Raw genomic sequence first — 22,824 nt, forward strand, 5'->3', positions numbered from 1 at the left:
TGAGTTAAGACAACTTGCAGGGCGATTCATAAATTCTGCTAAAGCGTCGCCGTTGTGGTTCCTGGCACGTCGAGTTGTCCCATAGATCGTGTTAATTATTAAAGGAATAGGCAATGGCAAACGATTACTTCTTTACCTCAGAGTCAGTCTCTGAAGGTCACCCCGATAAAGTAGCAGACCAAATATCAGATTCCATCTTGGATGCCATCTTGGCCCAAGATCCCACTGCACGTGTTGCAGCAGAAACTTTGTGTAATACCGGCTTGGTAGTTCTTGCTGGTGAAATTACTACCAATGCAAACGTTGACTATATTCAGGTTGCCCGCAATACCTTGCGTGAAATCGGCTACGACAATACTGATTACGGTATTGACTACAAAGGCTGTGCAGTCTTGGTTGCTTATGACAAGCAAAGTCCGGATATTGCTCAGGGCGTAGATAAGGCGCATGACGATGGTCTAGACCAGGGAGCTGGTGACCAAGGTTTAATGTTTGGTTACGCTTGTGATGAAACTTCAGAGCTCATGCCTTTACCGATTCATTTGTCACATCGCTTGGTAGAGCGTCAATCACAATTGCGCCGCGATGGCCGTTTAAATTGGTTGCGTCCAGATGCAAAGTCACAAGTCACATTACGTTATGTGGATGGCAAGCCAGACTCGATCGATACCGTTGTGTTGTCTACTCAGCACGATGAAGATATTTCTCTTGAAAAACTCCGCGAAGCAGTAATTGAAGAGATCATCAAGCCTGTATTGCCTAAGCATTTGATCAAGGGCGCGATTAACTTCTTAGTTAACCCAACAGGTCGCTTCGTGATTGGTGGCCCGCAAGGCGATTGCGGTTTAACTGGCCGTAAAATTATTGTGGACACCTACGGTGGTGCGGCCCCTCATGGTGGTGGCGCATTCTCTGGCAAGGACCCTTCTAAGGTTGACCGCTCTGCTGCATACGCCGGTCGTTATGTTGCAAAGAACGTAGTTGCTGCTGGTTTAGCAAGTAAGTGCTTGATTCAGATTTCTTATGCAATTGGCGTTGCTAAACCAACTTCAGTCATGGTGAGCACATTTGGCACTGGCAAGATCTCTGATGAAAAAATTGCGCAGTTGGTTTCTGAGCACTTTGATTTGCGTCCAAAAGGAATCGTGAAGATGCTCAATCTCTTGCGCCCTATTTATCGCAAGACGGCTGCTTATGGCCATTTTGGTCGCGAAGAGCCAGAATTCACTTGGGAGCAAACAGACAAAGCAGCAGCATTGCGTGCAGCAGCGGGCTTGTAAGTAGTAAAAAAGCAGTTTGTAGATGTATTGAGGCGAAATATGGCGTAATTGTTTACAATTACGCCATACCTTCAAGGAGCGTTGCAAGGAATGCTGAAACCCAGTATTTCCCCAGGCTTGAAGGGAGTAGACTCTTAATCAGAGTTTGCTAATTGCAACCGCGCTCGCTAACCCATGATTCAACGGCTAGCGAGTTTGCACTCCAGCATTGGATCGTATTTAGCTGGAGCATTAATGAATACCGTTTCTGATTTAAACAACTTTGTTGCAACTCGTTGCGCGATTGCTGATATTTCTTTGGCTGACTTTGGCCGTAAAGAAATTGCCATTGCTGAAACTGAGATGCCTGGCTTGATCGCCATTCGTGATGAATTCGCTGCACAACAACCATTGCGTGGTGCACGTATCACTGGTTCATTGCACATGACCATTCAAACTGCTGTATTGATTGAGACTCTTGAGGCGCTTGGTGCCGAAGTTCAGTGGGCTTCTTGCAATATTTTCTCAACCCAAGACCATGCTGCAGCAGCAATCGCCGCTAACGGTACGCCTGTATTCGCAATCAAGGGCGAGACCCTTGAGCAATACTGGGACTTTACGCACCGCATTTTTGAGTGGGCTGATGGCGGCTATACCAATATGATTTTGGATGACGGTGGCGATGCTACCTTGTTATTGCACCTCGGCGCACGCGCTGAAAAAGATCAAGCTTGCTTGAATAACCCAACTAGCGAAGAAGAAACCATTTTATTTGCTGCTATTAAGAAAAAATTAGCGCAAGACCCAACTTGGTATTCGACACGTTTGGAAAAAGTAAAGGGCGTTACAGAAGAAACCACTACTGGTGTGCACCGTTTGTATCAAATGTTCGCTAAAGGCGAGTTGAAGTTCCCAGCAATCAACGTGAACGACTCTGTAACCAAGAGTAAGTTCGACAACCTCTACGGCTGCCGTGAGTCTTTGGTTGATGCGATTAAGCGCGCTACAGACGTGATGGTGGCAGGTAAGGTTGCAGTAGTTTGTGGCTATGGTGACGTAGGTAAGGGTTCAGCTCAAGCCTTGCGCGCTCTTTCTGCTCAAGTTTGGGTGACTGAGGTTGATCCAATTTGCGCATTACAGGCTGCAATGGAAGGCTATCGCGTTGTCACGATGGATTACGCTGCTGATAAAGCGGATATTTTCGTTTCAGCCACCGGCAACTACCATGTGATTACTCATGACCACATGGCGAAGATGAAGAATCAAGCCATCGTTTGTAACATCGGCCACTTTGATAATGAGATTGATGTTGCTGGTATTGAAAAATACAAGTGGGAAGAGATCAAACCTCAGGTTGACCATGTGATTTTCCCAGCAAGCAATGGCAAGCCTGAAAAGCGCATCATCATTTTGGCCAAAGGCCGCTTGGTGAATCTGGGTTGCGGTACAGGCCACCCTTCCTACGTAATGAGCTCTTCATTTGCAAACCAAGTGATTGCTCAGATCGAATTATGGAATGCAGTTGGTACCAATAAATACCCGGTTGGCGTATATACATTGCCTAAGCATTTGGATGAGAAGGTTGCACGTTTGCAGCTCAAGACCCTAAATGCTGAGCTCACTGTGTTATCTGATCAGCAGGCTGCCTACATCAACGTAACGAAGGAAGGCCCATACAAGGCTGACCACTATCGTTATTAATCCATTTGTTTAATAGATACCTAGGCCCAAAATCATGGAATTAAGCGTCGAATTCTTTCCTCCAAAAACACCTGAGGGTGAGAAGAAGCTACATCTTGTACGCGAGCGTTTTAGTGAAACGCTCAAGCCTGCGTTTTATTCTGTGACCTTTGGTGCCGGTGGATCAACTCAGTCTGGCACATTGAAAGTGGTGAGTGATATTCATACTGCTGGTGCAGTAGTTGCTCCCCACTTATCTTGTGTTGGTAGCTCGCGTGAAAGCGTGCGCGAAATGTTGAAGCAATATCAAGCATTAGGTGTGAAACGCATTGTCGCTTTGCGAGGCGATTTGCCATCTGGCATGGGTCAGTATGGCGAGTTTCATCATGCTAATGAATTGGTGGAATTTATTCGCACAGAAACTGGCGATTGGTTTCATATCGATGTGGCCGCTTATCCAGAAACTCACCCACAGGCAAAGTCTCCTGCGAGCGATGTGGATTTCTTTGTGCAAAAAATGAAGGCCGGCGCTAATTCAGCTGTGACTCAGTATTTCTATAACAGCGATGCTTACTTCCGTTTTGTTGATGAGGCTTATGACTTAGGCGTTACCCAACCAGTCATTGCAGGCATCATGCCGATAACCAATAGCACCCAGTTATTGCGCTTTTCAGATGCTTGTGGCGCTGAGATTCCCCGTTGGATTCGTTTGCGTCTTCAGTCTTACGGTGACGATATTGCTTCTATCCGTGCATTTGGTGAAGAGGTAGTGACGGATTTGTGTGATCAGCTGTTAACTGCGGGCGCCCCAGGATTGCATTTCTATTCTTTGAATCAAGCAGATGCTGTTTTAGCAATTGCTGATAACTTAGATTTAACGAAATAAGCCAGACTCTGTAAGCAGCATATCTAGAGGCTCATCATGAGTTTGAGCTGCCCACTGGGCATCATTAAGTTTTTGCCAATCAAAACCAATCCCAATGCAAATAAGCTTGGGATTGTGTTTCCTAAGTGCGGCGAGAGTTCGATCAAAGTAACCACCGCCATATCCTAGGCGCCAATAATGGGTTTTACCATTATCAATGGAGCTTGACCATCCCACGCAGGGAATCAGGATGCAATCTGGATGAACTACTGGTCTTGAGGGGTTATTGGGATTTGGTTCGGGTACGCTATATTGGCTTGGGATTAGCGCATCACCATCTTGCCATTCATAAAAATCGAGATGTTTATCAGCGCGAGCAAATGGGAGCGCAAGATGGCGCCCAGGGTGTTGATGCGCCCAAGCAATTAATGCAGGGCGCAAATCAATTTCATCTTGAATCGGCCAATAAAGCGCTATAACCCGCTGTGAATTGGCATCTTCAGCTAAAAACTGATTAAGACTGGCAATTAAGAGATCTTTTGCTGGAGCATAATTTTGCCCAGCAGCAAATTCTTTGCGTTGCTTTAACAAATCTTGACGAAGAGTTTTTGGCGAATTACCGTGCATATCGTCCATTATCAGGCGAAAATTAGAAGATATAGTAAACAACTTAATGTCAGGTGAATACTGGCGAATTTGTACAAGGCTAGACAGTGAAAAAGAAGTCTCAAATGATCAAAGTGAATCAGCTCCACTGGACCAAGATATTGATCCTGGGACTGGCTTTGGCTATGCCCAGCGCTTTTGCAGAAAAGGCCAAAAAACCAAGCCTGCCAAAGTCATATGAGAGCAAGGCTGCTCCTGCTGAGATTACCGATACAGATCGAATGTTTATTGATCTTCGTGAGGCTTCTAGAAAGAATGACGTCTTTCGTACGCAACAGCTTTCATCCAGCCTGATGGGGTACCCATTTGATGACTATGTAGCGTATTTTCGAATTAAGCCGCAATTGTTTGATAGCAGTGGCGGGCCGCGCAGTGATTACAGCGCTGATGCAGAGGTGATCGCATTCTTAAATCAGTATCAAGGTACTGCTTTGGCTGATCGTATGCGTAATGATTGGTTATTGGTCTTAGGAAAGCGAAAAGACTGGGCTCGTTTTGATTTGGAGTATGCCAAGTTTGTTTTGGATGATGATACTCAGGTGAAGTGCTACTCTTTGCTGTCAAAATTATCAAAAGGCGAGAACCCAACCAAATTAGCAATCGACTCCCTTTCAATCTTATTAGATCCAAGCTATTTTGGACAAGCTTGCCAAGAGTTGGTTCCTTCCTTAGTTGCTGCAGGTGGTATGACGCCTAGCGAGGCAAAGGCAATTGGACGTGCAGCAGGCGAAAGAGGTTTTGACACTATGGCCCGTCGCTTGGGCGGCGAAGATCCTATTGCAGAAATCGTTAAGGCTGCCAAGGCTGATCCAGCTAGAGCTTACCGTGATTTTTTGCAAACTTCCTCGCGCTATAGCAAAGAGAATCAGGCTGTTGCTTGGGGTGTGATTGGCCAATTTCTGGCTAAGAAATTAGATCCCAATGCTGATGATGCTTATCGCTTGCAGCAAGAGCTTGGCTATAACGAATTGCTCTCAGTCGAGTCGCAAGAGTGGAAGGTACGTACAGGCTTGCGCGCTAAGGATTGGCCTTTAGTAAAAAATGCTATCGAAGGCATGAACCCTGTAGTGCGAAGCAAAGATCCTGCTTGGACGTATTGGTACGGCCGTGCTCTAAAAGCAGAAGGCCAAGATGCAAAGGCTAAAGAGAGCTTTGAGTTGATTGCCGAGCAATATAACTTCTATGGCCAACTCGCGCGCGAAGAGTTGAGTAGATCGAATCATGCACCAGCTCGAACTAAAGTTACTGAACAAGAGATTGATGCGATGGCTAGTCGCAAGGGCTTTATCAGAGGCGAGCGTTTGTACGCCATGAATCTGCGCTTTGAAGGCAATCGGGAGTGGAATTGGGAATTGCGCAATATGACGGATAAACAGTTACTCGCTGCCGCTGAATACGCTAAGCGCATTAACTTGTATGACCGTGTAGTAAATACTGCAGATCGCACAAAACAAGAACACGACTTTAGTTTGCGTTATCCAACTCCTTTTAAAGACGAGCTCTCACCAATTGCTAGGCAAATTGATTTAAATCTTGCCTGGGCCTATGGGCTCATTCGTCAAGAGTCGCGCTTCATCATGAATGCATCTTCATCAGTTGGCGCTTCAGGTTTGATGCAAGTAATGCCAAACACTGCAAAGTACGTTGCTAAAAAGATTGGCATGCTCAACTACACCAATGACAAGCTGAGCGATACCAATACTAATTTAACCTTGGGAAGTAATTATCTGAATATGGTTTTAGTTGACTTAGATGGTTCTTGGGTGCTTGCGTCCGCTGCTTATAATGCCGGCCCCTCACGCTCAAAAGCATGGCGCGAGAAGTTGACTGGCCCAACAGAGGGCGCAATCTTTGCTGAGACTATTCCATTTAACGAGACACGGACATATGTAAAGAATGTTCTCTCAAATGCCAATTACTATTCATCCGTGATGAACGGGCAAACACAATCTTTGAAGCAACGCTTAGGAGTTATTTCTCCCAAAGCAGCAACTCAATCTGAATTACCTTAATTAGCCTTCATTAATAAGAGAACTCATGAAATACGACATCCTTCTCATTGGCGGTAATGGATTTGTTGGGCGAGTAATAGCCGCACAATTGCAAATCCAGGGTTATTCCGTTCTCTTGCCTACGAGTCATCTTGCTGCTGGGCGTGAATTGCGAATGCTGCCTAAAGTGCATTTAGAAGATGCTGATGTGCATGATTTTGATGAGTTGCAATCTCTATGCGCACGCATTCAACCTAATGGCGCTGTGATTAATTTGGTTGGCGTCTTACACGATAAGCAGGCTGAGCCCTATGGAAAGGTGTTCAAAGCGGCGCACGTAGACTTGCCAAAAAATATTATCACTGCGATGCAAATGCATGGACTTAAGCGCTATCTGCATATGAGCGCCTTAGGCGCAGATGCAAATGGGCCATCCATGTATCAGCGCAGCAAGGGCGATGGTGAGGCAGCAGTCAAAGCGAGTAATTTGGATTGGACTATTTTTAGGCCATCAGTCATTTTTGGCGCTCAAGATCAATTTATAAACTTATTTGCCAAACTAACTAAATTGTTTCCGGCAATGCCTTTGGCAAACCATCAGGCTAAGTTTCAGCCAGTGAGCGTAGATGATGTGGCAACAGCTTTTATCATGGCCTTAACAATGCCTCAGACTATTCATCAGTCATATGATTTAGTCGGGCCTACGGTCTATACCATGAAAGAAATTGTGGAGTTTGCCGCACGCAAAGCTAAAACATCTTGCGCGATTATTCCTGTGCCCGCCTTTGTAGGTTATTTGCAAGCTCTAGCATTTGAATTTTTGCCAGGACCCACCCTGATGTCGCGTGACAATATTTCCTCGATGCAATTGCCTAATGTATTGCCTATAAATAGTCAGGATGCATTAAGTGAAGTGTTTGGTATCAGTCGACGTACTCTAGAGGGCATGCGGTAATGAAGATCTATGCAGTCGGTGGCGCAATACGGGATACCTTAATGGGTTTGCCTGTGCACGACATCGACTATGTAGTTGTTGGCTCTAGCGTTGACGAAATGATTGACAAAGGTTTTCGTCCTGTAGGCAAGGATTTTCCAGTCTTTCTACATCCAGAAACCCAAGCTGAGTATGCCTTGGCTCGTACTGAACGTAAAACAGGTCAAGGCTATAAAGGCTTTCATTTTTATGCAGACCCTTCGGTTACCTTGGAGCAAGACTTAGAGCGCCGTGATTTAACAATCAATGCGATGGCGCAAGAAATTGGCTCTGATGGAAAACAATTTGGCCCCATTATTGATCCCTACAATGGGCAAGAAGATTTGGCTGGCAAAGTATTTCGCCACGTATCTGATGCATTTGCTGAAGATCCACTGCGTTTACTGCGTATTGCTCGCTTTGCTGCACGCTTTCCTGAATTTAGAGTTGCCGATGAAACAATGGCGGCCTTAAAGGCAATTGTTCAATCTGGTGAGTTAAAGGCACTTTCAGCTGAGCGCATTTGGCAGGAGCTGGCTAGAGGCTTGGCTGCTTCCAAGCCCATGCATCTGTTTCAGGTCTTACTCAATACAGGTGCCAGTAAAACTCTATTGCCCGCATTGCTCAATACAAAGCTTGCAGAGGAAGTTTTTCGTGAGACATTGATTGCGCATTACGAGGCTGCAGGCAATAGCTTAGAGGAGCGTTGCGCCATCACTTTAATGGATCTATCTGCGAGTGAAATCCGCTCATGGGCAGAATGTGTACGCATGCCGATTGAGTTGCGCGATTTCTGTGAGATTTTTAGTGAGTTACGCGTATTAATTAATCAGTATGCAGAATCTGCGTATCAATCGGTTGATGTCTTGGCTTGGTTTAATCGCGCTGATGTTTGGCGTAAGCCAGATCGTGCTCAGGCGTTACTTAACCTCGCTGACAAAATTGGCTTTCATGTTCCAGCGTTGACCAACGCAATGCGTAATGCCCAGGCATTAAATACAGCAGAGATTATTGCTAGTGTTGAGGCGCAAGACCGATCGAATGGCGAGCGTATCGGCACTGCATTTGAATCTGCAAGACTCGCTGCAATTGCCGCAGCACTTCAGTCTTAGACTTTAGAGTCGATTTCTGCCACGAAGTCCAGGTAAGTCCTCTAAAAAATGTTCGGGCAACAAAGCACCTAAATTTTTTGAAAAAGCAAAGGCTTTGAAAAGCTCGCCCATCTCTGCTTCGGAGAGTAATTTTTGCAATGAGTTTGAAATTGGTAGAAAAGTTTCAGGATCGCTTGGATTGCCAATCTCTAATGCAATATCGCCAATGCCCGCATCCAATAAATAAGCGGCTTGATTGGTTAGGTATACATCATCTGCATTTTCTGCAAGTGCACTGCGCGCAATTTGCGACCACTCTACATGGGTCGTCAAATCACAAAGACCTGGAAGATAAAAAGGGTCCTGAATTGCATGATGGCGATGGTGCGCCATCAGAGTGCCTTCAAGCCTTTGTGGGTGGTAGTACTCACTCTCCGGAAAACCATAGTCGAAAGTTAAAAACAAGCCAGTATCTAATTGCTGTGCAACTTGGCGCATCCAGGCATTAGCAGGTGCGTGCAATTCAGTAACATAGCCTTCAGAAAAATTTCTACTTAAGAGACTTTCAGGCAATAGATCTTGCGCTACGGGCGAGCCCGCTTTCCAAAGCAACTTGTCATTTTCAAAGCCAACGCCATACTGATACCAAAAGCCATTTTGATAAATGATGGCATCGCAAGGAATCGCGTCGACAACTTCATTAGCAAGAATGACACCCTTAAATTCTTTTGGTAATTCACTGAGCCAGTGGCATTGAGTAGAGAGATTTAATTCTTGAACAAGTCCGCCAATACGTTCTTGTTGGCGCTGTGCCAGGTCAGGAGAAATTTCGATGATGTCGTAGCGATCTAATTTAAAACCAAGATCATTAAGGCGACTCAGAATTGAAGTGGCAAGCTTCCCTGTTCCAGCGCCAAATTCGAGGATTTGGACTGGAAAACCTTTTTCTTTGAGACCTTCAAGAACTGGCAATAAGGTGGAGCAAATAGCGGCCCCAAAGAGGGGGCTTAATTCAGGGGCTGTTGTGAAGTCGCCACCTGCACCCAGTTTGTGTGCCCCAGCGCTGTAATAGCCCATTCCAGGCTCATATAAGACCATCTCCATATACCTAGAAAATGGCAGCCAGCCGCCCTGAGAGGCGATCTGAGACACAATTTTGGCCTTGAGAAGCTTGCTATGCTCCGTTTCAAGGCTGGTCAAGGTAATATCCATAGCTCGCTAGTCTAAGAGAATTTAATTGAACTCACCCTCATCCCGGCAACAGAAAGCAGTTTTAGTGACCGGCGCTGCCAAGCGTCTGGGTCGAGAAATTGCTTTGGAGTTTGCACGCCAGGGGTGGGATGTGGCAGTTCATTATGGGCGATCTGAGCAAGATGCTCAGGAAACTATCAAACAAATTCAGGCAATTGGGGTTCAGGCCCACGCTTTTCAGGCCGATTTGGCAGATGAGGTTGCCATCAAAAAGCTCTTTACTGCAGTCACTAAACAATTTACAGGCTTACATTGCTTAGTGAATAGCGCATCCATTTTTGAGTACGATCGCGCCAATTCGGATACACCATTAAGTGCAGCAATTTTACAAAATCACATGCAGGTGAATTTGACCGCACCCATTTTGCTATCTCAGCTGATGTTTGAATATCAGAAAAGTAATTCGAATAAAACAGGTGGCGATCATTTGCCATCCGTCATTCAACTGCTTGATCAAAAGTTAATTAATCTCAATCCAGATTATTTGTCATACACCTTGTCTAAAGCAGCCTTAGCAACCTCCGTTGAAGTATTGGCGCTAGATTTTGCTCCTCATCTTAGAGTGCTTGGTTTGGCACCTGGAATTTCCTTGCCCTCTGGCGATCAAACTAATGATGGGTTTGCAAAAGCACATCAAATGACACCGTTAGGAAGGTCATCAACACCAATTGATGTTGCGACAGCAGCTGTATTTTTAGCGCAAGCAAATGCGATTACCGGCACCACCTTATATGTTGATGGTGGCCAACATTTATTACCCTCATCACGTGATGTGATGTTCAAGACAAATTAAGTAGGTTATTCATGCACGCAATTCTTTCTCATCCAGCTCTTGCAGATTGTCGCCGTTTATTTTTGCGCGACTATGAAATCTACATCAATATTGGTGTACATGATTTTGAGAAAAAAGCAGAGCAACGCGTGACTCTCAATGTGGATCTTTATATTCCATTGGCGATGAATACTCCAACGCATGATCAGTTAGATGAAGTGGTCGACTACGACTTTATGCGAGAAACTATTAAGGCACGTGCCTCTAAAGGCCATATTCATCTTCAAGAAACGTTTTGTGATGACATCGTGGCTGCAATGCTGGCTCATCCTAAGGTATTGGCAGCGCGGGTTAGTACGGCTAAACCAGACGTTTATCCAGACTGTCATTCTGTTGGTGTTGAAGTGTTTCAGATTAAGCAAGCATAAGTGAGTTGCTATGGGTGATATTCGTAAAGTCGTTTTCGAAGAGAACAAGCTAGAGAAAAAACTCTGCCGCTTAGTAGGTCAAGCAATTGGCGACTTTGGCATGATTGAAGATGGCGATAAAGTCATGGTCTGCGTATCTGGCGGCAAAGATAGTTATGCCATGCTCGATATTCTGATGAAGTTGCGTGAGCGTGCTCCAATTCACTTTGAAATTATTGCGGTTAACTTAGATCAGAAGCAGCCTAACTTTCCTGCAAAAACATTGCCAAATTATTTAAAGAGCTTGGGCGTTCAGTTTCACATTGAAGAGCAAGATACTTACAGTATTGTGAAGCGCGTTATTCCAGAAGGAAAAACAACGTGTGGCCTATGTTCACGCTTACGTCGGGGAATTTTGTATCGCGTTGCAGATGAATTGGGCGCAACCAAAATTGCCTTGGGCCATCATCGTGACGATATTCTCGAAACCTTAATGCTTAATATGTTTTATGCAGGCAAATTAAAAGGTATGCCTCCTAAGTTGCGCTCTGATGATGGCAAGCATATTGTTATCCGTCCTCTAGCTTATGTTCCCGAAAAATTACTTGAGCGTTATGCAGGCGACATGAATTTCCCGATTATTCCTTGTGATCTTTGTGGTAGTCAGCCCAATCTTCAGCGTCAGGTAATGAAGGAAATGTTGCGCGATTGGGAAAAAAAACACCCTGGCCGAGTAGAAAATCTCTTTCGCTCAATGCACCACATCGTTCCATCCCATTTAATGGATGGCGAGGCTTTTGATTTCCAAAATCTAGAGATTTCTACTGAGTTGTCTGGTATTGCCGCTAGATCATCTGGCGATAAGGCTATCGATGAGGCTGAATTAGACGAATTGGCTTGTGGAACCCTCATTCAGGGGACTTATAATCCCTCCTTATGAATATCGTCATCTTGGCTGCTGGGCAAGGAAAGCGGATGAAATCTGCCCTGCCCAAGGTTCTGCAAACTTTAGCAGGAAAACCCCTTCTTCAGCACGTCTTAGTTACTGCTCTATCACTACAAAATAAGCAGACTAAAACCGGTCCGATCGTCGTGGTTGGTCACGGTGCTACCGATGTGAAAGAATTCCTCACCAATGCAAGTAGAGTAGATGCGAGTTTTAGCAAGGTCTCCACCGCACTCCAGGCTGAGCAAAAAGGGACGGGGCATGCACTATTGCAAGCCCTTCCAAAACTAGATGTGCAAGAACCCACTTTAGTTTTATATGGCGATGTACCGCTGACCAGTAAAAAGACTTTAAGTAAATTAGCCAAATTAGCTGATGGCGTGCGTGGCCAAGATTCTGCTTTGGCTTTGCTTACTCAAAATCTTGCTAACCCAACGGGCTATGGCCGCATAGTGCGTGACGCTGATGGTTCGGTTCAAGAGATTGTTGAAGAGAAAGATGCAACGCCAGCACAAAAAGCGATTCAAGAAATTAATACCGGCATCATGGTGTTGCCAACCAATGCATTAAAGAAATGGCTTAAAGCTTTGCGCGCGAGCAACGCCCAAGGCGAATACTATTTAACTGATGTGATTGCGATGGCTGTGAAAGATGGTGTTCCCATTCGCACCACTCAAGCTGATGATGAATTTGAAATAGTTGGCGTCAATAGCCGTGACCAGTTGGCCTCACTAGAGCGTATTCATCAACTTAATATTGCCAATCAATTGATGGATGCTGGCGTGTCATTGGCCGATCCTGCTCGCATTGATGTGCGAGGCACACTCGAGTGCGGTACCGATGTCTTCATTGATGTGGGCTGTGTCTTTGAGGGCTGCGTCACTCTGGCAGCGGGAACAACAATTGGTCCTTACTGTGTGATTCGCAACAGTGTGATTGGCAAAGGAGTAGCAGTTAATGCCTACAGTCATATTGATGGCGCCAAGGTTGGTAACCAGTCAGTGATTGGGCCATATGCACGCTTACGTCCCGGCGCTGATTTATCAAACGATGTTCATATTGGTAACTTCGTTGAAGTAAAGAACAGCAAAATTGCCGCCAATAGTAAAGCAAATCATTTGGCTTATGTCGGCGATTCTATTGTGGGCTCTAGAGTCAATATTGGCGCAGGCACCATTACTTGCAACTACGATGGCGTGAATAAGCACCAAACCATTATTGAGGATGATGTTTTTATTGGTTCTGATACACAGCTAGTTGCCCCGGTGCGTGTTGGCCGTGGCGCTACATTAGGCGCAGGTACAACCCTGACAAAAGATGCGCCAGCAAATCAGCTAACAGTATCCAGAGCAAGGCAAGTTTCTTTGCAGTGGAAGCGTCCTGTTAAGCAAGAGAAAAAGCCTGAGACAAAGAAAGTGGTTAGCAAGAAAGTCGCCGCGAAAAAGGTAGCCATTAAAAAAACCGCAAAAGGTAAAAAATAATGTGCGGCATTGTTGGCGCGGCATCCCATCAAAATATTGTTGATGTCCTAGTTGAAGGCTTACGTCGCCTTGAGTATCGTGGGTATGATTCATGTGGATTTGCGGTCATTAATGGAGATGATGCCAAGCATCCAATCGAAAGAGCTCGCACTACAGCCCGCGTTTCAGAGTTAGCCGATCAGGGTAAAGAGTTTATCGGTACTGTTGGTATTGCCCATACACGTTGGGCTACGCATGGTAAGCCAGATACGCAAAATGCACACCCGCATATTTCTAATGGGCTAATTGCCGTTGTACATAACGGCATCATTGAGAATTACGAAACTCTGCGTTCAGAATTAAAAGCCGCTGGTTATGTGTTTACTTCAGAGACTGATACTGAAGTGATTGCCCATTTGATTCATCAACAATATCTTGCAGATGGTCAAAAAGATATCGCGCAATCAGTCAGAATTGTTTTGCCTAAATTACATGGTGCATACGCGATTGGCGTAATTGCCCAAGATCAACCCACAACCTTAATTGGTGCCCGTGCTGGCTCACCCTTGGTAATAGCCTTGGGCGACCATGAAAACTTTTTAGCTTCAGACGCACTTGCTTTGGCTGGGCGCGCTAGCTCGATGATGTACTTGGAAGAGGGTGATATTGCCATCCTCAAGGCAGACAGCGCAGAAGTGCTTGATCAATCTGGCAGGCCTGCACAAAGAGAGCGCAAGCCAATGCCTACACAGGCAGACTCTGTAGATCTTGGCCCTTATCAGCATTACATGCAAAAGGAAATCTTTGAGCAACCGCGGGCTATTGGCGATACGCTGGCCAATATTGCCGCTTTTGGTCCAGAACTCTTTAATGCCAATCCAGACGACTGGAAGAAATTTGATCAAATCTTGATCTTGGCTTGCGGTACTAGTTATTACTCAGCTTGCGTTGCTAAATATTGGTTAGAAGATATTGCTGGCATTCCAACTCAAGTTGAGATTGCAAGCGAGTATCGTTATCGCACAACTGTTCCAAATCCAAAAACTTTGATTGTGGTGGTATCTCAATCAGGCGAGACAGCAGATACACTGGCGGCCTTGCGTCATGCCAAGAGCCTTGGGCATCAGTACACCCTGTCAATTTGTAACGTCGCTAGTAGCGCCATGGTTCGTGAAACGGGTTGGCACTTTTTAACTAAAGCTGGTGCGGAAATTGGTGTTGCCTCGACAAAAGCCTTTACTACACAGTTATTGGCGCTTTACCTCTTGGCAGTTTCATTAGCCAAGCGTGCAGGGAGAATCTCTCCTGAAAAAGAAAAAGAGTTACTTCGCGAATTGCGTCATTTACCTAAAGCACTGCATGCAGTATTGGCACTTGAGCCTCAAATCATTGCCTGGAGTGATGTGTTCTCTAAATGTGAGAATGCGCTTTTCTTGGGGCGCGGCCTGCATTACCCAATTGCACTCGAAGGCGCATTGAAGTTAAAAGAAATTTCATACATTCATGCTGAGGCTTATCCAGCAGGCGAGTTAAAGCATGGCCCTTTAGCATTGGTAACCGATAAAATGCCAGTTGTAATGGTTGCCCCTAAAGATGAGCTGCTTGAAAAACTCAAATCTAATATGCAAGAAGTCAAAGCGCGCGGCGGTAAGCTTTATGTGTTCGCCGATCAAGATACTGAGATTGTGAGTAGTGATGGCATTAATGTCATTCGTTTGCCAGAGCACTATGGCAACCTTTCTCCAATCTTGCATGTAGTGCCTCTACAGCTGTTGGCATATCACACAGCCTGTTCGCGTGGCACTGATGTGGACAAGCCAAGGAATCTTGCAAAGAGCGTTACTGTCGAATAATTTCAAGTTTGACATTTGCCAAAAGCTGTGAACAAATTTAAGTAGTTAAATCAGGGCTTTGCAAGGCCCTGATTGTATTTCTGTGTTCAAATAAGTCTTGTAAAAGAGGATATTTGCTGCAATTCATGTTTCTGTCGAAAGTGCTTCCACTCTCACGTTTGAATTTACTTCTGTTGATCTGTACAGGGGTGCTATCTGCTTGTGCGGTCGGCCCAGATTTTAGGCAACCTGATGCCCCTAAGACTAAGACCTATACAGAGGGGCCGCTTTCCCAAAAATTAACAACGGCGCCTGGGGTGCCCGGCGGCACTCCTCAAGAATTTGCCGAGGGAGCAGATATAGAAGCACAGTGGTGGGAGCTTTACAAATCTCCAGAGCTAGATGCATTGATTAAAAGAGCTCTTGAGCAAAATCCTAATTTAGGTGCTGCTGATGCAGCACTTCGTGCTGCACAAGAAAATGTCAACGCACAAATAGGTGGGCAATATTTCCCCTCAGTTGGTGTGGGTGCAAATGCAGTTCGACAAAAACAACCATCAGCAGTTTATGGTTTGAATTATGGAACAGATACTTACAACCTTTACAACACCTCTGTGAATGTTACTTATAAGTTAGATGTCTTTGGTGGTGCGCGTCGAGCAGTAGAGGGTGCAAGAGCTCAGGCAGAGGTTGCTCAGTTTCAATTAGAAGGCGCTTACCTTTCTTTAACTGCGAACGTGGTTACTGGTGCAGTCAGAGAGGCAGCCTTGCGTGCGCAAATGCAAGCGACCGAAGAAATCTTGAAGGCCCAGACTAATTTGGCTGAAGTGACAGAAAAGCAATTAAAGATTGGAACGGTCAATAAGGTTGACCTTACTTCACAGCAAACTTTAGTTGCGAACTCTCAGGTAGATTTATTTACCTACGAGCGTAATTTAGCGTTCGCCAGAAATCAACTAGCAGTTCTGGTTGGCGAGCTTCCTAGCAATGCCAGCATTACAAAATTTGATCTTTCTAATCTGCATTTGCCCGAGAAATTACCTCTTTCGGTTCCTTCAAGCCTTGTGCGTCAGCGCCCTGATGTACGGGCTGCAGAAGCTCAGCTGAAAGCCCAGAATGCATTTGTGGGTGTTGCAACAGCAAACTTATTGCCCCAGTTCAACATTACTGGCTCTATTGGAGCTGCTGCCCTCACATCTAGTAATTTATTTGGCCCCAACTCCTCGTTATGGACGCTTGGCGGCGGAATTTTGCAGCCCTTATTTCAGGGTGGTCAGTTGTTAGCGCAGCGTCGTGGCGCGATTGCAAATTATGAGCAAGCAGCTTTTCAGTATCAGTCCACAGTTTTGAATGCTTTCCAAGAAGTAGCTAATGCATTGCGCGCACTCGAGACTGGCGCACAAGCTCTAAAGGCAGCATCAGATGCGGAGCGTTATGCCTTTGAGACGCTCGACTTGGTTCAGCAGCAATATAAATTAGGCACTGCCAGTTACTTAGCAGTGCTGTATTACCAAAATCAGTATCAACAGGCAAAAGTGAAATCAGTTGCGGCTCAAGCAACCCGTTTTTCTGATACCGCCGCATTATTTGCAGCATTGGGTGGTGGCTGGTGGAATCGTGAGGGCCCTGCTTTTAAACGAAAAGACATAGCAAACAAAGATCAAAATGAAACTTCTGGAAACAATTAAGAACAAAGTCATTGCTATCGTTCTTGCCTTATGGGCATGGATGAAGTTAAAGGCAGTCGAGTGGAAATTGCGCGAGAGAGTAATTGCACTCTGGGAAAAAGCCAAAGCGTTCTATGCTCGCATCGGTCAAAAATGGCGTGGCACTAAAGCATATGCAAAGTTAATGGCAATGGAACCATTGCCGCGTCGTATGACCATCATGTTGTGCGGCGTCCTTTTATTGTTGGGATTGATTTTTGCTTTTAATCAATTCAAGACCTTCATGATTAAGCATTTCATTTCAGGAATGGGGCTACCCCCAGCGACAGTTTCAACAATGGTAGTTGCCACTTCTGAATGGCAGCCCAAGCTCACTAGCGTTGGCAACGTGCGCGCCTTTAGAGGGGTGGAGTTGAGTACGGAGATTGGCGGTCTAGTATTAACCGTGCCCATTAAATCTGGGCAAGATGTCAAAGAGGGCGAGTTATTAATTAAATTGAATGATGCCTCCGATGTGGCGCAGCTGAAGTCCTTAAAGGCTATGGCTGATCTTGCTAAGGTTATTAATGAGCGTGATAGACAGCAGCTCGCTATTCAGGCAATTAGTAAAAATGTGTTTGATACTAGTGCGGCTGATGCAAATTCTAAGCAGGCACAAGTTGAGTCTCAAACAGCTCTGGTTGCTAAAAAGAATTTGAAGGCACCATTTAGTGGGCGTGTAGGCATTGTGTCGATCAACCCTGGTCAGTACGTTAACCCGGGTGATAAGCTTTTAACCTTACAAACCTTAGACCCTATTTTTGTAGACTTTAATTTGCCACAAAGTAATGCAGAGCAGATTCAAGTGGGCCAAGAGGTGACTGTCACTACGGATGCATTTAAAGATGCAAGTTTTACCGGCAAGATTACTGCCGTTAGTCCAAAAGTGGATACCAACACTCGCAATATTCAAGTTGAGGCACAACTTGCTAACCCAGATAAGAAAATTCTTCCTGGCATGTTTGCTAATGTAAACATTAAGGTTGGCGAACAAGAGAAATTATTAACCTTGCCACAAACAGCTGTGACCTATAACCCATACGGCTCAACAGTATTTATTGCGAAACCTACTGGCAAGAAAGATAAAAAAGGAAATCCAGCTTTAGAGGCTCAGCAGGTATTTGTTACTACTGGGGCAACACGAGGCGATCAGGTAGCAATCCTCAAGGGGGTTGAAGAGGGCGCAACGGTTGTGACAAGCGGCCAGCTAAAGCTGAAGAATGGCACGCCACTCATTATTAATAACAAGGTGCAACCAGCCAATTCACCTGACCCTAAGCCACAGGAATAGTGAGTAAATGAATTGGACTGACATATTCATTCGCAGACCAGTGCTTTCGCTGGTCGTGAGTGCGCTCGTATTGGTGTTTGGTTTAAAGGCTATTGGTTCTTTGCCAGTCAACCAGTATCCGCAAACACAGAATGCAATTGTTACGATTACTACTGCCTACTATGGCGCTGATCCAGAAACCATTGCAGGTTTTATTACGCAGCCACTTGAGGCTTCTATTGCGCAGGCGCAAGGGATTGATTATTTATCGTCAGCAAGTGTCAGTGGCGTTTCGACGATTATTGCTACGCTTAAGTTGAACTACGACTCTAATGCAGCATTAACGCAAATTCAGACACAAATCAGTGCAGTTAAGAATCAACTGCCACCACAGGCCCAGCAGCCTATATTGACAGTTCAGGTAGGCCAGTCTACCGCTGCGATGTACATGGGTTTTTATAGCGATGACATACCCAATAATGCGATTACTGACTATTTGTTGCGAGTCGTAAAGCCTAAGCTGGATTCTGTTGAGGGCGTACAAAATGCAGAAATTACGGGTGGCAGAAAATTTGCCCTACGCGCTTGGTTAGATCGCGAGAAGATGGCAGGTCTCGGAGTAGGCGCTGACGATGTCTACAGCGCTCTATCTGCCAATAACTATTTATCAGCAGTAGGCAGCACCAAAGGCGATATGGTTGCAGTCGATTTGGTTGCGGGTACTGATTTACATACTCTAGAAGAGTTTCGTAAGCTAGTAGTTAAAAAAGATGGTGTGAATATTGTGTATCTCGATCAGGTGGCAAATGTCACCCTGGGATCTGAGGACTACAACACCAATGTTGCCTTTAGCGGTAAGAAGTCGGTATTTATTGCTATCAAGGTTGCCCCCCAGGCCAATCTTTTAGATGTTGCTCAGAGGGTGCGCGATGTAGTTCCTGGTATTCAGAAGCAATTACCCATTGGCATGACCGGCAAGATTGTCTATGACTCCACCAAATTCATCACGAGCTCGATTGATGAAGTAGTTTCAACCTTGATAGAGGCTCTGGTCATTGTGACCATTGTGATTTATCTCTTCTTAGGTAGTGTGCGTGCAGTTGCGGTCCCGGTCATTGCGATGCCACTCTCATTGATTGGTACATTCTTCTTAATGCAAGTGTTGGGTTACTCCATCAATTTGCTTACTTTGTTAGCGCTAGTACTAGCAATTGGTTTGGTGGTTGATGATGCCATTATCGTGGTCGAAAACGTTGATCGACATATGAAAGAGGGCAAGTCTCCATTAGAGGCTTCACTGATTGCTGCTCGCGAATTGGGCGGCCCTATTTTGGCGATGACAGTTGTATTGATTGCAGTGTATATCCCAATTGGCTTTCAGGGTGGCTTGACCGGCGCTCTCTTTACGGAGTTTGCCTTTACTTTGGCGAGCGCAGTCGCTGTCTCGGGTCTGATTGCACTAACGCTTTCGCCAATGATGTGTTCGCGTATCTTTACTGAAGAGCAAGAAGCCTCTTCTTTTGTACAAAAGATTGATCGGATCTTTGATAAGGTTCATCACAGCTACCAAAATACCCTGCGTGACTTATTAAGTACATGGCAGGTGATTATTGTGATGGGCGTAATTCTTCTGGGTGGTGTCGCCTATCTTTACGCTACTGCGCGTGCTGAACTTGCTCCGACGGAAGACCAGGGTATTGTATTGATGCAAGCATCTGGCCCACCAAATAGCACTGTCAACCAAATGCAGACTTACGCAGATCAGATTTATGCAATTGCTAGCGCTGAACCAGAATATGAGCAGGCATTCCAAATTACCAGCCCAACTTCAAGCTTTGGCGGTATCTTATTGAAGGATTGGGGTGAGCGGAGTCGCAATGCTACAAAGTTCCAAGAAGATATGCAGCAGAAATGGAACACGATTGCTGGTGCTCGCGTGGCAGCCTTCCAGTTCCCCGCCTTGCCAGGAGCCCAGGGCTTCCCGGTGCAGGTAGTGATCAATACCACTGAATCATATGAGCAACTGAACGAAGTTTCTCAGGCTGTTTTAGATAAAGCACGACGTTCTGGAAACTTTTTCTATGTAGATTCTGATTTGAAGATCGATAAACCACAAGATGTTTTGGTTATTGATCGAGAAAAAGTTGCTGCTTTAGGGATGACTCAGCAACAAGTTGGTTCTGCATTATCTGCCGCTTTGGGCGGTGGTTATGTGAACTACTTTTCAGTGGCAGGTAGATCCTATCGCGTGATTCCACAAGTAAAACAGACTGATCGCTTAAACACAGACCAGATTTTGGATTACTACATTCGTACACCAAGCGGTGCAATGATTCAGGCTCGTACGATTGCAAGCATTAAACAAAAGGTAGTGCCTCAATCGATTAATCACTTTCAGCAATTGAACTCCGCGACGATTGCGGGAGTGAGCACTCCGTTTATTTCGCAGGCGGATTTATTGGAGTTCATGCGTCAAAGTTTGAAAGAAGTTGCACCCAATGGTTACAGCATGGATTATGCTGGTCCATCACGTCAATTCATGGCTGAGTCCGGCGGCTTTTTGGTCACCATGTTCTTTGCGATCTTGATCGTATTCTTGGTACTTGCTGCGCAGTTCGAAAGTTTCCGTGATCCGATCGTGATTCTGGTGTCAGTGCCGCTTGCCCTTTTTGGCGCACTCATCTTTATTAACTTAGGCTTCACTACCTTGAATGTATATACCCAGGTAGGCTTAGTGACGTTAATGGGCCTGATTAGTAAGCATGGTATTTTGATTGTGGAATTTGCTAATGAACTCCAAGAAGCGGGACGTAGCAAGCTCGATGCAATTGTTGAGGCAAGTAGCGTGCGTTTAAGGCCAATTTTGATGACAACTGCAGCCATGGTATTGGGCGTATTGCCCTTGGTGATTGCTTCTGGCGCAGGTGCCGCAGGCCGTCAATCTATGGGTATTGTGATCTTTACTGGCCTATCAATTGGCACGCTATTTACTTTGTTTGTGGTGCCTGCAATGTATCTCTTTATTGGCGCTGATCACCATCAGAAGAAATTTAAGCAAGAGTAATAACGAAAATCGATTAAGGCTCAATATCACTTACTAATGATATTGAGCTCTTTCTCTGCAAATTCTTGAAAGTAAGTTTCAGCCTTAAGTTGCTCAAGCCAGCGATTAATATTTTTCAAGTTAGCGCGTTCACCGGTTTGTTTCGGGAAGGTCTCGTTTAGCAAAATCCAGCGATGTGCACATAGAGCCAGAACAATATCGCCAATATGAAATCGTTCCCCCGAGCAATATGCCTGAGACTCTAATGTTTGATTAAGTAACTCAAATAATTGGTTTGCATCTTGATACGCTTTTTGAATGCCGGCATGATCTCGCTCAGCTCCCGGAACTCTAGTAAGGCCAATAAAGGTAGGGCGCAGAGCTGGCCAAAGAGTGCCAACTTGCCAATCCATCCACTTTTCAGAGTTAAATTGCGGGGCTGTGCCCAATGGAAAACGTTTATTTTTATCGTACTGCGAAGCCAAGTAGCGCATGATGGTATTGGATTCCCAGAGCACAATATCGCCATCTTTTAGGGTAGGCACCAGGCCATTCGGGTTTAGTTTTAGGAATTCTGGTGAGCGAACAATGCCAAATTGCATCCCTGCATCAATGCGCTCAAAGTCTTGACCCTCTTTTAGTCCTAGCTCAGCGAGACACCACAATACTTTCTGAACATTGATGGAACTTTTGCGACCCCATAAACGCATCATGACGTTTCCTTAAAAGACTATTTAGGTGGTTTTTGTTTCTGCGAAATCAAGGCTAACAAATTTGCTACGAGCAAAAATGAGTGGTTCTTTCTCGGGATGATTCTTTAAGTTAATCACCTTGGCAACAATGATGTTGTGATCTCCACCTATATGTACAGAAACAGTTTCACATTCATAGTATGCAACGCAATCATGGATCTGAGTAAGTCCACTAGCGGCTAACTTATGCCCAACGTTTACAAATTGCTCTTGCTTTACGGTAGCAAAATGCATTGCCAAATTCTCTTGGGAGCGTTCAAGCACGTGGATGAGATGCTTCTTACCTACCTCTACCCATGGCATTAAGCGCGAATGCCTTTTAAGACTCCATAGGATGAGGGGCGGCTCAAGAGAAACTGTGTTGAACGAGCTAATAGTGATGCCGTGATGACCTTGATTTTCATCAACACAGGTAATGACAGTGACCCCGGTAGCAAATGATGCAAATCCTTTGCGTAGCTCTTGTGAGGTAAACGGGGCCATCAAACTTTACTTACTTTACTTCTGCTTTAACTGCAGGGGCGATAGTTGTTCCTGGAATAGGAATAAGCACTTCATTTTCTTCGGTCTTCACACATTTAAAGCGATATTCCTTGCCCGCTTTTGATAAGAAGCTGGCGCCTTCATAGAAATCGTTTCTACAGGTCTTGGTAGCAAAGTCCATGACATCTTGGGGATCAGAGCTGGAAGTAATTAAGCGCATATTACCCATAGACATATTAATTTGAGTCGAATAGCACCCTGTGAGCATCAAGCCAGAAATTGCGGTTAATAGTAGAATTTTTTTCATGGAAGCCTCCATAATGAGCAATGCTCGTTAGGATAAACCTATTAAGCATTTGTTGCGGGAAAATGCCCCG

19 protein-coding genes and 1 riboswitch are annotated in these 22,824 nt (G+C 45.2%); of the genes, 14 read left to right on the forward strand and 5 right to left on the reverse strand.

Annotated elements, in window-relative coordinates; translation table 11 throughout:
* Positions 1-113: 113 nt before the first annotated feature.
* The 3 genes from metK to metF all read left to right on the forward strand — a co-directional run bounded on the left by metK (position 114) and on the right by metF (position 3,825).
* Complete coding sequence (gene metK / locus ICN13_RS06595) at positions 114-1,280, forward strand: methionine adenosyltransferase (protein WP_216139611.1); 1,167 nt, start codon at positions 114-116, stop codon at positions 1,278-1,280.
* A 67-nt stretch (positions 1,281-1,347) separates the two neighbouring features.
* Positions 1,348-1,453: riboswitch (S-adenosyl-L-homocysteine riboswitch) on the forward strand.
* A 61-nt stretch (positions 1,454-1,514) separates the two neighbouring features.
* Positions 1,515-2,960: an adenosylhomocysteinase gene (gene ahcY, locus ICN13_RS06600; protein ID WP_216139772.1), complete on the forward strand. Its 1,446-nt coding sequence runs from the start codon at positions 1,515-1,517 to the stop codon at positions 2,958-2,960.
* A 34-nt stretch (positions 2,961-2,994) separates the two neighbouring features.
* Positions 2,995-3,825 carry a methylenetetrahydrofolate reductase [NAD(P)H] gene (metF, locus tag ICN13_RS06605; protein WP_216139612.1) on the forward strand — a complete coding sequence of 277 codons (831 nt, stop codon included), beginning with the start codon at positions 2,995-2,997 and terminating at the stop codon, positions 3,823-3,825.
* On the opposite strand, the gene ICN13_RS06610 is transcribed toward metF, so the two are convergent.
* Positions 3,814-4,440, reverse strand: a complete 627-nt coding sequence (locus ICN13_RS06610) for a 5-formyltetrahydrofolate cyclo-ligase (RefSeq protein ID WP_216139613.1) — start codon at positions 4,438-4,440, stop codon at positions 3,814-3,816. The two genes, metF and ICN13_RS06610, sit on opposite strands and share 12 nt — an antisense overlap.
* Before the next feature lie 95 nt (positions 4,441-4,535).
* On the opposite strand from ICN13_RS06610, the gene ICN13_RS06615 reads away from it, so the two are divergent.
* Genes ICN13_RS06615 through ICN13_RS06625 form a run of 3 tightly spaced genes read left to right on the forward strand, consistent with a single transcriptional unit; the run spans position 4,536 to position 8,546 of the window.
* Entirely contained in the window at positions 4,536-6,482 is a 1,947-nt protein-coding gene (locus ICN13_RS06615) for a lytic transglycosylase domain-containing protein (RefSeq protein ID WP_216139614.1), read from the forward strand.
* Between the two features lie 25 nt (positions 6,483-6,507).
* A complete protein-coding gene (locus tag ICN13_RS06620; RefSeq protein ID WP_216139615.1) occupies positions 6,508-7,416 on the forward strand; it encodes a complex I NDUFA9 subunit family protein in 909 nt (302 codons plus the stop codon).
* Positions 7,416-8,546: a polynucleotide adenylyltransferase gene (locus ICN13_RS06625; protein WP_216139616.1), complete on the forward strand. Its 1,131-nt coding sequence runs from the start codon at positions 7,416-7,418 to the stop codon at positions 8,544-8,546. The genes ICN13_RS06620 and ICN13_RS06625 overlap by 1 nt, the downstream gene beginning before the upstream one ends.
* A gap of 3 nt (positions 8,547-8,549) precedes the next feature.
* Here ICN13_RS06625 and ICN13_RS06630 read toward each other — a convergent pair whose 3' ends face one another.
* Complete coding sequence (locus ICN13_RS06630) at positions 8,550-9,737, reverse strand: class I SAM-dependent methyltransferase (protein WP_216139617.1); 1,188 nt, start codon at positions 9,735-9,737, stop codon at positions 8,550-8,552.
* A 25-nt stretch (positions 9,738-9,762) separates the two neighbouring features.
* Here ICN13_RS06630 and ICN13_RS06635 point away from each other — a divergent pair, with 25 nt between their 5' ends.
* The 8 genes from ICN13_RS06635 to ICN13_RS06670 all read left to right on the forward strand — a co-directional run bounded on the left by ICN13_RS06635 (position 9,763) and on the right by ICN13_RS06670 (position 21,233).
* Positions 9,763-10,569: an SDR family oxidoreductase gene (locus ICN13_RS06635; RefSeq protein WP_216139618.1), complete on the forward strand. Its 807-nt coding sequence runs from the start codon at positions 9,763-9,765 to the stop codon at positions 10,567-10,569.
* 11 nt (positions 10,570-10,580) lie between these two features.
* A complete protein-coding gene (locus ICN13_RS06640) occupies positions 10,581-10,976 on the forward strand; it encodes a dihydroneopterin aldolase (protein WP_216139619.1) in 396 nt (131 codons plus the stop codon).
* A gap of 10 nt (positions 10,977-10,986) precedes the next feature.
* Positions 10,987-11,895 carry a tRNA 2-thiocytidine(32) synthetase TtcA gene (ttcA, locus tag ICN13_RS06645; protein ID WP_216139620.1) on the forward strand — a complete coding sequence of 303 codons (909 nt, stop codon included), beginning with the start codon at positions 10,987-10,989 and terminating at the stop codon, positions 11,893-11,895.
* Positions 11,892-13,382 (forward strand): bifunctional UDP-N-acetylglucosamine diphosphorylase/glucosamine-1-phosphate N-acetyltransferase GlmU, encoded by a 1,491-nt coding sequence (glmU, locus tag ICN13_RS06650; RefSeq protein WP_216139621.1) that lies wholly within the window; start codon positions 11,892-11,894, stop codon positions 13,380-13,382. The genes ttcA and glmU overlap by 4 nt, the downstream gene beginning before the upstream one ends.
* Entirely contained in the window at positions 13,382-15,214 is a 1,833-nt protein-coding gene (glmS, locus tag ICN13_RS06655) for a glutamine--fructose-6-phosphate transaminase (isomerizing) (RefSeq protein WP_216139622.1), read from the forward strand. The genes glmU and glmS overlap by 1 nt, the downstream gene beginning before the upstream one ends.
* A 113-nt stretch (positions 15,215-15,327) precedes the next feature.
* The gene (locus tag ICN13_RS06660; protein WP_255534070.1) at positions 15,328-16,881 is read left to right on the forward strand and encodes an efflux transporter outer membrane subunit; all 1,554 of its coding nucleotides are present in this window, start codon (positions 15,328-15,330) and stop codon (positions 16,879-16,881) included.
* Positions 16,882-17,050: 169 nt separating this feature from the next.
* Positions 17,051-18,190 (forward strand): efflux RND transporter periplasmic adaptor subunit, encoded by a 1,140-nt coding sequence (locus ICN13_RS06665; RefSeq protein WP_216139774.1) that lies wholly within the window; start codon positions 17,051-17,053, stop codon positions 18,188-18,190.
* A 7-nt stretch (positions 18,191-18,197) separates the two neighbouring features.
* A complete protein-coding gene (locus tag ICN13_RS06670) occupies positions 18,198-21,233 on the forward strand; it encodes an efflux RND transporter permease subunit (protein WP_216139623.1) in 3,036 nt (1,011 codons plus the stop codon).
* 26 nt (positions 21,234-21,259) lie between these two features.
* Here ICN13_RS06670 and ICN13_RS06675 read toward each other — a convergent pair whose 3' ends face one another.
* Genes ICN13_RS06675 through ICN13_RS06685 form a run of 3 tightly spaced genes read right to left on the reverse strand, consistent with a single transcriptional unit; the run spans position 21,260 to position 22,754 of the window.
* Positions 21,260-21,925, reverse strand: a complete 666-nt coding sequence (locus ICN13_RS06675; RefSeq protein WP_255534071.1) for a glutathione S-transferase family protein — start codon at positions 21,923-21,925, stop codon at positions 21,260-21,262.
* Between the two features lie 21 nt (positions 21,926-21,946).
* The gene (locus ICN13_RS06680) at positions 21,947-22,447 is read right to left on the reverse strand and encodes a flavin reductase family protein (protein WP_216139624.1); all 501 of its coding nucleotides are present in this window, start codon (positions 22,445-22,447) and stop codon (positions 21,947-21,949) included.
* 10 nt (positions 22,448-22,457) lie between these two features.
* Positions 22,458-22,754 carry a hypothetical protein gene (locus tag ICN13_RS06685; RefSeq protein ID WP_216139625.1) on the reverse strand — a complete coding sequence of 99 codons (297 nt, stop codon included), beginning with the start codon at positions 22,752-22,754 and terminating at the stop codon, positions 22,458-22,460.
* Positions 22,755-22,824 lie beyond the last annotated feature (70 nt).

This window comes from Polynucleobacter sp. MWH-Berg-3C6 (genome assembly GCF_018881855.1).
GTDB lineage: Bacteria > Pseudomonadota > Gammaproteobacteria > Burkholderiales > Burkholderiaceae > Polynucleobacter.